The sequence below is a fragment of the Stenotrophomonas sp. 78350_Sma genome (assembly GCF_056482105.1).
The window spans coordinates 4,449,919-4,462,857 of sequence record NZ_CM151182.1; the positions used below are offsets into that span (position 1 = coordinate 4,449,919).

13 protein-coding genes are annotated in these 12,939 nt (G+C 66.3%); 7 read left to right on the top strand and 6 right to left on the bottom strand.

Going from position 1 to position 12,939, the window contains the following annotated elements; all coding sequences use genetic code 11:
• The first annotated feature begins 16 nt into the window (after positions 1–16).
• Both ACZK4H_RS20545 and ACZK4H_RS20550 read left to right on the top strand, forming a co-directional pair.
• Positions 17–1,783: a S8 family serine peptidase gene (locus tag ACZK4H_RS20545; protein WP_099554841.1), complete on the top strand. Its 1,767-nt coding sequence runs from the start codon at positions 17–19 to the stop codon at positions 1,781–1,783.
• Positions 1,783–2,376, top strand: coding sequence for a S8 family serine peptidase (locus ACZK4H_RS20550; protein WP_099554839.1), 594 nt, complete (start codon positions 1,783–1,785; stop codon positions 2,374–2,376). Before ACZK4H_RS20545 ends, ACZK4H_RS20550 begins: the two co-directional genes overlap by 1 nt.
• 165 nt (positions 2,377–2,541) lie before the next feature.
• On the opposite strand, the gene ACZK4H_RS20555 is transcribed toward ACZK4H_RS20550, so the two are convergent.
• From ACZK4H_RS20555 to cyoA, 5 genes are all read right to left on the bottom strand, one after another.
• The gene (locus ACZK4H_RS20555) at positions 2,542–3,213 is read right to left on the bottom strand and encodes an SCO family protein (protein WP_099554872.1); all 672 of its coding nucleotides are present in this window, start codon (positions 3,211–3,213) and stop codon (positions 2,542–2,544) included.
• A gap of 142 nt (positions 3,214–3,355) precedes the next feature.
• A complete protein-coding gene (gene cyoD / locus ACZK4H_RS20560; protein ID WP_478473031.1) occupies positions 3,356–3,688 on the bottom strand; it encodes a cytochrome o ubiquinol oxidase subunit IV in 333 nt (110 codons plus the stop codon).
• Between the two features lies 1 nt (position 3,689).
• Positions 3,690–4,325: a cytochrome o ubiquinol oxidase subunit III gene (gene cyoC, locus ACZK4H_RS20565; RefSeq protein WP_005414759.1), complete on the bottom strand. Its 636-nt coding sequence runs from the start codon at positions 4,323–4,325 to the stop codon at positions 3,690–3,692.
• Positions 4,322–6,298: a cytochrome o ubiquinol oxidase subunit I gene (gene cyoB / locus ACZK4H_RS20570; RefSeq protein ID WP_012481499.1), complete on the bottom strand. Its 1,977-nt coding sequence runs from the start codon at positions 6,296–6,298 to the stop codon at positions 4,322–4,324. Before cyoB ends, cyoC begins: the two co-directional genes overlap by 4 nt.
• Positions 6,299–6,303: 5 nt before the next feature.
• On the bottom strand, positions 6,304–7,209 hold the full coding sequence (gene cyoA / locus ACZK4H_RS20575) for a ubiquinol oxidase subunit II (RefSeq protein WP_049435746.1): 906 nt from the start codon (positions 7,207–7,209) through the stop codon (positions 6,304–6,306).
• 183 nt (positions 7,210–7,392) lie between these two features.
• On the opposite strand from cyoA, the gene ACZK4H_RS20580 reads away from it, so the two are divergent.
• From ACZK4H_RS20580 to ACZK4H_RS20595, 4 genes are read left to right on the top strand one after another with little or no spacing between them, the layout of a single operon-like run.
• The gene (locus ACZK4H_RS20580; RefSeq protein WP_099554834.1) at positions 7,393–8,808 is read left to right on the top strand and encodes an aminotransferase-like domain-containing protein; all 1,416 of its coding nucleotides are present in this window, start codon (positions 7,393–7,395) and stop codon (positions 8,806–8,808) included.
• A gap of 55 nt (positions 8,809–8,863) precedes the next feature.
• A complete protein-coding gene (locus tag ACZK4H_RS20585) occupies positions 8,864–9,142 on the top strand; it encodes a hypothetical protein (RefSeq protein ID WP_012481502.1) in 279 nt (92 codons plus the stop codon).
• Positions 9,142–9,741, top strand: coding sequence for a DUF6436 domain-containing protein (locus ACZK4H_RS20590; RefSeq protein WP_099554832.1), 600 nt, complete (start codon positions 9,142–9,144; stop codon positions 9,739–9,741). The genes ACZK4H_RS20585 and ACZK4H_RS20590 overlap by 1 nt, the downstream gene beginning before the upstream one ends.
• 9 nt (positions 9,742–9,750) lie before the next feature.
• Positions 9,751–11,265 carry an aminotransferase-like domain-containing protein gene (locus ACZK4H_RS20595; protein ID WP_099554831.1) on the top strand — a complete coding sequence of 505 codons (1,515 nt, stop codon included), beginning with the start codon at positions 9,751–9,753 and terminating at the stop codon, positions 11,263–11,265.
• Between the two features lie 181 nt (positions 11,266–11,446).
• On the opposite strand, the gene ACZK4H_RS20600 is transcribed toward ACZK4H_RS20595, so the two are convergent.
• Positions 11,447–11,935 (bottom strand): hypothetical protein, encoded by a 489-nt coding sequence (locus ACZK4H_RS20600; RefSeq protein WP_239503758.1) that lies wholly within the window; start codon positions 11,933–11,935, stop codon positions 11,447–11,449.
• 86 nt (positions 11,936–12,021) lie between these two features.
• On the opposite strand from ACZK4H_RS20600, the gene ACZK4H_RS20605 reads away from it, so the two are divergent.
• The gene (locus ACZK4H_RS20605) at positions 12,022–12,837 is read left to right on the top strand and encodes an AraC family transcriptional regulator (RefSeq protein WP_099554826.1); all 816 of its coding nucleotides are present in this window, start codon (positions 12,022–12,024) and stop codon (positions 12,835–12,837) included.
• Positions 12,838–12,939 lie beyond the last annotated feature (102 nt).

The window sequence follows — 12,939 nt, forward strand, 5'->3', positions numbered from 1 at the left end:
ACAGAAGGATTCGTGTATGAAGCGACACACGCAACGCTCCGCGCCACCGCGCTCCGCGCGCCTGGCCCTTGCCACTGCCCTGGTGCTGGGCAGCCTGGCCGTCACCGCCCAGGCCCAGCAGGCTGACCCGCTGGCCGGTCGCCAGTGGCACCTGCTCAACACCGGACAAGCCGTGCTGGGCGATACCCGGCCTGTGGCCGGCAACGATCTGAACGTGGACGGGCTGTTCCGCAACGGCATCCGCGGCCAGGGCGTCACCATCGCCATCGTCGATGATGGCCTGCAGATCGCACACCCGGACCTGGCTGCCAACATCGCGGCAGTCGCAGGCAAGAACTTCGCCAACGGTTCCAACAATCCGACGCCGCCTGATCCCGACGTCGACAACCACGGCACCATGGTCGGTGGCATCGCCGGCGCGGTCGGGGCCAACAATCTGGGCGTGCGCGGCGTGGCTCCGGCAGCGACGCTGAAAGGGTTCAACCCGATTTCGAGGGCTGCCCAGGGCAACCAGCAGAGCAACATCGAATATGCCTGGTGGGACGGTGCCGAATCGGCGGATGTACAGGTCTTCAACAACAGCTGGGGCGCAGGCCCTGGCAATCCAAACCTGCCGTTCGCATACAGCCAGAATGACATCACCGCCTACGAGCAGGCCTTGTCAGGCACCCGCGGTGGCCGCGGCGGCATCTATGTGAAGGCAGCGGGCAACAACTTCGACAATGCTGCGATCAACCAGTTCCAGGACGTCTGCACCAACGACACCAAGAACCGCAGGACCGGCTGTGTTCCGGCTGGCCGCGATCCACGCAACAACCTGTTCAACGTGATCACCGTGGCTGCGGTGCGTGCCGACGGTGTCCGCTCCTCGTACTCGTCCACCGGCTCGGCACTGTGGGTGTCCGGCTTCGGCGGTGAGAACGGCTGGCAGCGGCAGGTCGTGCCGGGGCAGCTGGCGATCCGCTACGATCCCGCCATCCTCACCACCGACGTCACCGGCTGCGCTCAAGGCAGCAACAAGAACAGCAGCCTGCGGAACACCCTGGACGGCGACCAGTCGGCCATCGACAGCACCTGCAACTACACCGGCAAGATGAACGGCACCTCGGCCGCCACGCCGATGGTGTCGGGTGTCGCGGCACTGGTGCTGGAAACCAACCCGAACCTGTCCTACCGCGATGTGAAGTACATCCTGGCCACCACGGCCACCCGCAACGACCCGAACCAGGCGGCAGTGACCCATTCCGACGGCCGCGTGCTGGTGCCCGGGTGGACAGTGAACGCCGCCGGCCGCGCCTACAGCAACTGGTACGGCTTCGGCGTGGTCAATGCCGCGCGTGCAGTGCAGGTGGCGGAGAACTTCCAGTCGCTGGGTGCGCTGGTAGACAGCGGCTGGCGCAATACGACGCGCACCGTGGCCATCGGCAATACCTCGGCGGCCGCCGCACGCCTCACCTTCCAGCTAGCCAACGGCGCGCGCAACATCGAAAGCGTGCAGCTGGGCTTCCGCGTCAGCCACACCAACACCCGCCAGCTGCAGTTCGTGCTGATCTCGCCCAGTGGCACCCGCAGCGTGGTGCAGCCGGCTTTCACTGCGATCGGCTCGGGTACCGGTGGCGTGCAGCGCAACTTCACCAGCTGGGACCTGTTGTCCAGCAATGCCTTCCTGGATGAGAACGCCAGCGGCACCTGGACACTGGAAGTGACCGACCTGGGGCAGGCCGCGAACGCTGCATCGCGTGGCAACCTCGAATTCTTCAAGATCCGCGTTCTGGGGCACTGATGATGAAGACGACCATTCTGTTGAGCACCCTCGCCCTCGCGGCGATGACCACCACCACCTGGGCCCAGAGTTCGGGCCAGACGCCGCCAGACAAGACCCTTTCGACCGTGGATGCACAGGCGCTGAAAGCGGCAGCCACCGGCCGTTCGTTCGATGTGGGCGGCTCACGCTTCCAGCTGGCGCCTTCGGCGACCGTGCAGCAGGCCAGCGGGGGTCAGTTCAAGATCACCCAGGGCAGCGCTGCCAGCGCACCTGCAGCGGGCACCCGCAGCAAGCGCTCTACCGATGCCGCGTCGGGCGCGGCCGCACGCCTGGATGCCGGAGCCAGCAAGTTCGCCGCCGCCGTCTCCAACGATGGCGCACCGGTAGTGGCGACCTCGCGGGTCAAGGTGTTCTTCACCGATGCGGCCTCGGCCCAGCGTGCAGCCACCGCCACCGGCGGCACCGTGGTGAAGGTATCCAAGGCCTCGGGCCGCGCGATTGTGGAGTACCCGTCGGTGAATGCGGCGCTGGATGCGACCACCAAGCTGCTGTCGACCGCCGGCATCAAGGCGGCCGAGCCGGACGTGGTGCAGTGGGAAGAATCCAAGTAAAGCGTTGAGTGGTGCCCCCGGCCGGTTGGCTCTCCTGGCCGGCCGGGGGATTGGTGTGGGGGGATGTGCCGACCAACGGTCGGCACCCACGTGTCGACCAAGGTCGACATCTACCGGGGCAGCGGGCGCGACGAACAGGCGGCATCAGCCGCGCATGGCCCGGCATTACCGGGCAGCGAGCGTGTCGCTGTGCTTGCGGTTGCAGCTGGCCAGTGCGTCGTTGCCGGCGGCTGGATGAGCGGGCTCCAGCAGCAGGCGCTGCACGTCGGAGAACAGCTTCTCCACCGGCATGCCATAGGGCGCGAACAGGCGCAGACGGCCTTGGCGGTCGAACACGTAACCGCCCGCGATGTGGCTCATGGTGTAGGTCTCCGGCACCTGGCCGGGTTCCTTCTCGTAGAACGCCTTGAAGTCGCTGGCCATCGCGGCCAGTTGTGCTTCGTTGCCGACCAGTGCGATGGCCTTGGGGTCGAACGCTTCCACGTAGGTGCGCGCAACCTCCGGCGTGTCGCGCGCCGGGTCGACGCTGACGAACACCACCTGCAGCTGGTCGGCATCCTTGCCCATCAGGTGCTTGACCTGGCTCAGCTCGACCATCGTGGTCGGGCACACGTCCGGGCAGCTGGTGAAACCGAAGAACAGATAGGTCACCTGCCCCTGCAGGTCCTTCGGGCCGCGCACGGTGCCGTGGCTGTCGGGCATCGACCACTGCTGGCCGAGCTCTTCGCAGGCGATGTCCTTGGAGTAGAAGTCCATGCGCGACTGCGCACTGCAGCCGGCCAGCAGGCCGATGGCCAGGCCGGCCAGCAGCGGCAGGCGGAATCGGGGAAGGAACAACAAACGGGCAACAGCAGCAACACGCTTCACGGGTACCACCAACGCAGGCGCGGGCGGGGTCTCGGTCAGGCCTGCCCTTGGGGAAAAGAAGGCTGAGGTGCCGGGATGATCGTGCGGTCCATGCCGATCACCCCGGCCACGGTCAGTTGATCATCATGTGGTAGTGCATGCTCCAGATGATCCACACCGACAACGCGACGATGATGAACAGGATCAACAGGGTGAACACGAAGCTGGCCAGGTTCCAGCCACCTTCGGACTTGCGGTCCATGTGCAGGAAATAGACCAGCTGCACCAGGATCTGCGCCACCGCGAAGCCGACCAGCAGGAACAGCGTGAGCGGCCGCGACAGCACCGGGCTCATCACCAGTGCGAACGGCACCACGGTCAGCAGCGCGCACAGCACGAAGCCGATCAGGTAGGACTTGGTGGAGCCGTGCGCATTGCCGGCGCGCGAGGTTTCGACGTGGGCCATGTCAGAAGGCTCCGATCAGATAGACGAAGGTGAAGACGCAGATCCACACCAGGTCCAGGAAGTGCCAGAACAGGCTCAGGCACGACACGCGGGTGATGTTGGTCGGGGTCAGGCCACGGCGGTAGACCTGGTGCATGACCACCGCCATCCAGATCAGGCCGCTGGCGACGTGCAGGCCGTGGGTGGCGACCAGGGCGAAGAACGCCGACAGGTAGGCACTGGTGCTCGGGCCCGCGCCTTCGTGGATCAGGTGCGAGAACTCGTAGATCTCCATGCCGATGAACGAGGCACCGAGCACGAAGGTCACGCCCAGCCAGCGCAGCACCGCCGAGGTGTCGTGGCGATGCATCGCCAGCACGGCCTGGCCGTAGGTGATGCTGGAGACCAGCAGCAGGAAGGTCTCGGCCATCACGAACGGCAGCGAGAACAGCTCCTTGCCGGTGGGGCCGCCGGCATAGGCGGTGCTGAGCACCGCGTATGAGGCGAACAGCGAACCGAACAGCACCAGGTCGGACATGAGGTAGACCCACATGCCGAACACCTTCATGCCGCCCTGTTCGTGGCCATGGTCGTGTTCGTGGTGGTCCTCGTGCGCCTGCGTGTCGCTGGCCAGCTCGGGGCGGGTCAACAGGTTCATGCGCGTACCTCCTTCAGCTTGGCAAGGTTGGCTGCTTCGGTGCGCGCCACCTCTTCGGAACTGACGTAGTAGTCCACGTCCTCGTCATAGGACCGCACGATCAGGGTGACGATCATCGCGATGAAGCTGGCTGCGGCCATCCACCAGATGTGCCAGACCAGGGCGAAGCACAGCACCAGGATCCAGATGTTGAGGATCAGCGGCACGCCGGTGTTCTTCGGCATGTGGATCGGTGCGTACTTCTTCGGCGGCGGCGGCAGGCCGCGCTTCTTCGCTTCGTGGAAGGCGTCCAGCTCATCGGCCTTGGGCACCACGGCGAAGTTGTAGAACGGTGGCGGCGACGGCGTGGCCCATTCCAGCGTGCGTGCATTCCACGGGTCGCCGGTCAGGTCCAGGTTGCGCTTGCGGTCGCGCACGCTCACGTAGATCTGCACCAGCATCAGGATGATGCCCGCGAACACGAACAGCGCACCGATGAAGGCGGCGATCAGGTACGGCGTCCACGCCGGGTTGTCGTACTGGTTCATGCGGCGGGTCATGCCCATGAAGCCCAGCATGTACAGCGGCATGAAGGCCAGGTAGAAGCCGATCACCCAGCAGGCGAACGACCACTTGCCGAGGCGCTCGTTGAGAGTGAAGCCGAACACCTTCGGGAACCAGTAGGCGAAGCCGGCCAGGTAGCCGAACAGCGCGCCACCGATGATGGTGTTGTGGAAGTGCGCGACCAGGAACAGGCTGTTGTGCAGCAGGAAGTCCGCGCCCGGGATGGCCAGCAGCACGCCGGTCATGCCACCGATGGTGAAGGTGACCAGGAAGGCGATCGTCCACAGCATCGGGACGCTGAACTCGACGCGACCGCCATACATGGTGAACAGCCAGGTGAAGATCTTCACGCCGGTGGGGATGGCGATGATCATCGTCATGATGCCGAAGAAGGCATTGACGCTGGCACCCGAGCCCATGGTGAAGAAGTGGTGCAACCACACGATGAACGACAGGATGCCGATCGCCAGCGTGGCACCCACCATCGACTTGTAACCGAACAGCTTCTTGCGCGCGAATGTGGCGGTCACTTCGGAGAAGATGCCGAACGCCGGCAACACCAGGATGTACACCTCCGGATGGCCCCAGGCCCACACCAGGTTCACGTACATCATCGGGTTGCCGCCCAACGTGTTGGTGTAGAAGTTGAAGTCCAGGTAGCGGTCCAGGGTGAGCGCACCCAGCGCCACGGTCAGGATCGGGAAGGCGGCGATGATGATCACGCTGGTGACCAGCACGGTCCAGGTGAACACCGGCATCTTCATCAGGGTCATGCCCGGCGCACGCATGCGCAGGATGGTGATGAACAGGTTGACGCCAGTCAGCAATGTGCCGACGCCGGACGCCTGCAGTGCCCAGATGTAGTAATCGACACCCACGCCTGGGCTGAACTCGATGCCCGACAGCGGCGGATAGGCGACCCAACCGGTCATGGCGAATTCGCCAACGCCCAGCGAGATCATCATCAGCGCTGCGCCGACCACGAAGATCCAGAAGCTGAAGGCGTTGAGGAACGGGAACGCCATGTCGCGCGCGCCGATCTGCAGCGGCACGATGATGTTCATCAGGCCGACCACGAACGGGGTGGCCACGAAGAAGATCATGATCACGCCGTGCGCGGTGAAGATCTGGTCGTAGTGCTCGGGCGGCAGGAAGCCATCACTGCCCGGCCCGGCTGCCGCCAGCTGCGCGCGCATCATCAGCGCATCGGCGAAGCCACGCACCAGCATGACCAGCGCCACCACCACGTACATGATGCCGATCTTCTTGTGGTCCACGGTGGTGAACCAGTCGCGCCACAGCGGCCCCCACAGCTTGAAGTACGTCACCGCGCCAAGCAGCGCGAGGCCGCCCAGCACCATGGCCGCCAATGTGACCACGACGATCGGCTCGTGCAGCGGCACGGCCTCCCACGTCAATTTACCCAACATGTTCGTTACTCCTGGGAAACCTGGGCACCGCCGGCAGCGCCCGCCGGGGTAGCAGCAGCGGTGTTCTCACCGACGCCGATGAACTGGTCGATGACCTTCTTGAACAGCAGCGGTTCAACACTGGAGAAGTGCTGCACCGGTGCGTTCTTCGACGGTGCGGCCAGCGCCTTGAACTGCGTGAAGCTGAGCGCGTCCGGCGCGCTGCGCACCTCGGCCACCCAGCGCTCGAAGTCTTCGTTGCTGCTGGCGGTGGCGATGAACTTCATGTTCGAGAAGCCATGCCCGCTGTAGTTGCCGGACATGCCACGGAACTGGCCGGGCTCGTTGGCGATCAGGTGCAGCTGCGTGCGCATGCCGGCCATCGCGTAGATCTGCCCCCCCAGCTGCGGGATGAAGAAGGTATTCATCGTCGAGTTGGAGGTGATGTTGAATGCCAGCGGGCGGTTGGCCGGGAAGTTGAGCTGGTTGACGGTGGCGATGCCCAGGTCCGGGTACACGAACACCCACTTCCAGTCGGTGGCGATCACGTCCACGTGCAGCGGCTCACCGGCCACGTCCAGCGGCTTGTACGGGTCCAGCTCGTGGGTCGACTTCCACACGATCACCGCCAGCACCGCGATGATGATCAGCGGCACGCCCCAGACCACGATCTCCACCTTGGTGGAGTGCGACCAGTCAGGCATGTATTTCGCTTTGGTGTTGCCGGCGCGGTAGCGCCACGCGAACACGAAGGTCAGCACGATGGCCGGTATCACCACGATCAGCATCAGGCCGATGCAGATCAGGATCAGGTCGCGCTGGGCGAGCCCGACCATGCCCTTCGAATCCAGCAGCACCCAGTCACAGCCCGACAGGCCGACGCAGGCCAGGGCGACCAGCGCCAGGCGGATGCGGTTCCAGCAGATATTCATTGGAGGTCAACCCTGTTGAAGAAGCGCGCTTGACCGGCTCGCCTGCGCGCAGCGCCCGGGCGTGGAGCGGCTACACTGTGGGTACGAGGTCGCCTACAAGCAGGCGAACCACTCCAATCAAGCCCATACAAGATACAGCATTGTATGGACTTGTGCATCTGCACGTATGGAAAAAACTGACCGATGACGCCACCTGCCGCCGGCCGCCGCCTGAAACACCCCAATCGCACCTGGGTTCGCCCCTTTCGCGAGGGCGCCGGCCCGCTGTACCTGCAGATTGCCCAGCAGGTGCGCGAGGCGGTGGATGACGGCGTGCTGCGTCCCGGCGACCGGCTGCCGCCGCAGCGCGACCTGGCCCAGCAGGTGGGCGTGGACCTGACCACCGTCACCCGTGCCTTCGCCGAGCTGCGCCAGGCCGGCCTGCTCGATGCGCAGGGCGCCGGTGGCACCTTCATCGCGCTGTCGGCCGGCAACCGCAGCACCTCGGTGGACCTGAGCATGAACATCCCGCCGCTGCTGGGCAGCGCGCCGTTCGCACAGGGCATGGAGGCGGGCTTCCAGCACGTGGGCCAGCAGCTGGGCCAGGGCGAACTGATGAGCTACCACGTCGGCGCCGGCACCCGTGAGGACCGCGCCGCCGCGGTGCAGTGGCTGGCGCCGATGCTGGGCACGGTCGGTGCCGACCAGGTGGTGATCTGTCCCGGCGCGCAGACCGCGCTGTGCGCGCTGATCCTGGCCCGCACCCAGCCGGGCGAGCTGATCGCCGCCGAGCAGCTGACCTACCCGGGCCTGCTGGCCGCCGCGCGCGTGCTGCAGCGGGGCGTGGTGCCGGTGGCGATGGACGCCGAGGGCATGCTGCCGGAGGCGCTCGAGGAGGCCTGCCAGCTGCGTCGCCCACGCCTGCTGTACCTGGTGCCGACCATCCAGAACCCGACCACGGCGACGATGTCGGCGCAGCGTCGGCAGGCCCTGCTGGCGGTTGCGAAGCGCCACGATCTGACCGTGATCGAAGACGATCCCTACTGGTTGCTGGCCGGAGACGCCGCACCGCCGCTGGCCGCCCACCGCGACGCCGGCTGCCCGGTCTACTACATCTCCACTTTGTCCAAGTGCCTGGCGCCGGGCCTGCGCACCGCCTACCTGGTGGTGCCGGCCGGCGAGCCGATGGAACCGGTGCTGGATGCGCTGCGCGCAATCGCGCTGATGCCGACCCAGTCGATGGTGGCGGTGGCGTCGCAGTGGATCCGCAGTGGCCAGGCCCAGGACATGGTGCAGCGCTTCCAGCAGGAACTGCGCGAGCGCCAGGCGATTGCCGCGCAGTACCTGCCGTCCCGCGCCCAGGCGCATCCGGCCGGCCTGCATGTGTGGCTGCCGCTGCCGCCACGGCTGGACCAGTACCGGCTGATCCAGGCCGCCCAGGAACAGGGCCTGGGCATCGCCAGCTCGGATGCCTTCAGCGTGGAAGAGCCGCCGCCGGGCAACGCGATCCGCCTGTCGCTGGGAGGCGCAGTCGACCAGGGCGCGCTGGCCGGGGCGCTGGCCAAGCTGAACGAGATCCTGTCCGAAGCCCCCGAGGCCCGGCACAACGCCATCGTCTGAACCGGACGCATAGCGCTGCATCCATACAAGATGATATTTTGTATGCAATGTATGGATGAAGGGACGTGCATCGATGCGCGCCGAGAAACTGAAGTTCCACCTGGTGATGGCCGGGTGCGGTGGCTTTGTGGTGTTGATGCTGGCCGCGCTGGCCTGGGTCTGCCTGCAGCCGCAGACCGTGGACGTGCAGGCCGCCGAACGCCACGCCATCGAGCAGTGCGTGCAGCGCAGCGAGGATCCCTCGCGTAGCGAGATCCAGCGTCGCGCGCAGGCCGACTCCTGCCGCGAGATGCGCAAGCAGTACGTGCACAAGTTCGGCGGGGAAGCGTCCTGATGGGCGCAGCCGCGCCGCGTCGCCGCTGGCTGCTGCCGACGATGATCGCCCTCGCCTGCCTGTTCATGGCCGGCGTGGCGGCTGCGCTGTGGCAGTACTTCGGCTACAGCGCACAGTCCACGTTCACCGAACAGGCCATCGTCTTCGATGATTCGCAGCTGCGCCTGCCGGCCGATCTGGCCGGTGATACCAGCCGCATCCGCGTGGTGCATTTCTGGGACCCGGCCTGCGGCGTGTGCAACCGCGAGACCGGCGCGCACCTGAGCTACCTGATCAGCATGTACCGCCGCGCCGGCATCGACTTCTATGCGATCCGCCGCCCGGGTACGCAGGGTGAGCTGCCCGAGCCTCTGCGCAACAAGGTGATCAACCTGCCGACCATCGACGGCATCGAGCACATTCCGGCCAGCCCTGCAGTGGCGATCTGGGACCGCCGGGGCCACCTCGCCTATGCCGGCCCGTACAGCATCGGCATGGTCTGCAACTCGGCCAACAGCTTTGTCGAACCGCTGCTGGACAGACTGGTGCGCGGCGAGACCGTGCGCCCGAAGGGACTGCTTGCCGTGGGCTGCTACTGCCCCTGGCAGGCCAAGCGCTGAGGACGCGCAATGACATCACTGACGCTGGCCGGTGCGGCCGCCGCAAACAACAACGGCGGTCACCTGTCCGAACCGACCGATGGTTATGGACAGGCTCCCGCCGTTGGAAGCAACGATACGCCCCGACATGCTCCGTACATGCCGCGACCGGATGTCGCAGCCCGCGAATGGGTGCAGGACGTGCTCGCGCACAACGGGCCGATCTACCTGCGCATCGTCAATTCACTGGAGCGTACAGTGCGCCGCGGTGGCCTCGCGCCGGGCCAGCGCCTGCCCTCGCAGCGCGCGTTGGCGCAGCAGCTCGGTATCGACCTGACCACGGTCACCCGCGCCTTCGATGAAGCACGCAAGCGCGGCCTGATCGAAGCACGCGGGCCACAGGGCAGTTTCATCGCACCGCCCAAGGCCGGCTTCGACCAGGTGGTGGACCTGAGCATGAACGTGCCGCCGGTGCCCGACGCCGATGCGCTGGCCGAGACCCTGCGCCGCGGTGCCGCCGCCGTGCTTGCACGCAGCAACGCGCCGAACCTGATGACCTATCACCTGGGTGGTGGCAACCCCACTGATCGCCATGCTGCGGCGCGTTGGCTGCAGCCGATGCTGGGAAAGGTGGACGACGCCTGCCTGCTGCTGACTGAAGGGGCGCAGGTGGCGCTTGCAGCGATCCTGGTCAGCCAGGGCCGCGACGACGATGCGATCCTCTGCGATGCGCTGGTCTATCCGGGCCTGCTGCAGGCCGCCGCCGCACTGGGCCGGCGGCTGCTGCCGGTGGACAGCGACGAACACGGTATGTGCCCCGAAGCGCTGCTGCGACAGGCACGTAGTAGCGGTGCACGGCTGGTCTATCTCAACCCCACCTGCCAGAACCCGACCGCGCTGACCCTGCCGCTGCAGCGGCGCGAGGCGCTGGCGCGTGCTCTGGAGAGGGAAGGCCTGCTGGCGATCGAGGACGATCCTTACTGGCACCTCGCCGAAGATGCACCGATACCGTTGGCAACGCTGGCACCGCGCCACGTGTTCTATGTGGCGACGCTGTCGAAGGTGATCAGCCCCGGCCTGCGCACCGCCTTCGTGCACTGCCCAAGTGCCGCACACGCCGAGGCGATGACGGCCGCGCTGCGGGCAACGCGGTTGATGGGCCATCCACTGGTGTCAGCGCTGGCCAGCCAGCTGCTGCTGGATGGCTCGGCACAGTCACTGCTGGCGCAGGTACGCAGCGAGGCATGTGAGCGCATATGGATGGCGAGGCACCTGCTGGCGCCATCGCTGCTGCAGCGTGCCGAAGGCCTGCATGCCTGGTGCCGGATACCGGCGCCGTGGACCGATGCGGCCGTGGTGCGTACCGCGCAGCTGCAGGGGCTGGCGATCGCACCATCATCGGCATTCTGCCCGCCAGGCGTGTCGCATCCGAATGGCGTGCGGCTGTCGCTGGGGCTGGCAGCGGACCGCAGGCAACTGGAAAGCGCGTTGCGCCGGATCGACCGGCTGTTGTTATCGGACGCGTTACCGGCGATCGAGCGGTAGGTGCAAGGAAGTGCCAACCAAGGTTGGCACCTACCAGAGCAGTAGATCCACGCCATGCGTGGATACGCGGCGCCCAGGATGCAGTAGCGCCGGGCCATGCCCGGCGGAAGATTTCCCGGCACGGTCGGAATGTGCCAACCAGGGTTGGCACCTACCAGAGTCCACCAGCGGTGTGCCGGGGCTAGTCCGTAGTCTTGCCGCCGAAGCCAAGACGGGCCGGCCGGGCCGTCCGCAGTGGAAAGAACAGCATGCCAATGGACACCATCTGGAACGGCGTGAACAGGAACCAGATGTTGTCGGTGCCGACCGCCAGGATGTTGAAGTCCAGATCGCCGATGCACTCCAACCGCTGCAACACCGTCACCAGTCCCCCAATGGTCGGAACCGGCAGAACGCCATGACCGGCCAGCAGCAACGTCGGTGTCAGCAGCCCGGCCAGGAGCGCGAAGCCGGCGCGGTACACCCAGGGATTGCCCTTCCAGTACGGCGCGCAGCGCCACATCAGCAGCAGCAATGCCAGGGTCAACAGCCAGGGCAACAGCCACTGGTTAACCACCATGTCCATCATTGGACCGGCTCCATTGGGCTGGCATCCCACGTCGTCGATCGCACGCCCCTTACCTCCCCCTTCATCCATGATGCGGGCATTGTTGCCGGTATGCAGGCACACGCAAAGCCCCGGCACCGCAAGAACTGCTAAACGCCAAACCTGCCGATCCGCTACTGTGCCGGGCACTGGATTCGGGGAACGGCAGGATGAGTGCGGCAGGCAAGGCGTTGTGGTACATCGAAACCCATGCGGATCGACCGCTGGCACTGGCCGACGTCGCTGCTGCGGCGGGGCTGTCGCCGTTTCATCTGTCGCGCCTGTTCCAGGCCCGCACCGGTACCTCGGTGGTGCGCTACCTGCGCGGACGGCGCCTGACCGCGGCCGCGCAGCGGCTGGCCGACGGCGCAGGCGACATCCTGCAGGTTGCGCTTGGGGCCGGCTATACCACCCATGCGGCGTTCACCCGTGCCTTCAGCGACCAGTTCGGGCAGACACCGGAGCGGGTACGCGAACAGGGCACCGACGGCCTGGTACTGGTGCAGGCGATCCGCGTGGACGAGGCGCCTGTACCCTGCGATGAGGCACCGCGCCTGCTCGACACGCCCGCCTTCCAGCTGGTGGGTATCGGCATGCGGCATACCCGCGGCAGCGGTGGTGCGATACCCGGACAGTGGGCGCAGCTCAACCGCGAATGGCCGACGCCTGCACCGGTCAGCTTTGGCGTGTGCTGCAACAGTGATGACGATGGCGGCTTGGACTACATCGCCGCACTGCCGGCCAGCGCGGTGCCGAGCGTACCTGCGCACTGGCAACGCGTGGACATTCCGCCGCGTCGCTACCTGGTGGCCTGGCACGGCGGGCATATCTCGACCATCCGCTCGACCTGGTTCTGGCTGCTGGATCACTACCTGCCCGGCTCCGGTCTCAGCCTGGCCGATGCACCCGATCTGGAACGCTACGACATGCATTTCGATGAGCACAGCGGCAACGGCGGCGTGGAAATCTGGCTGCCAGTGGAGTGATCTTCGAGCGCGGCACCCACCGTAACGAATCGTTGCGCCCGCGGTGACACCCACGCAATCCCGCCAGGTCTACACTCGGTGCGTGCGCTCCACGGAGGATCG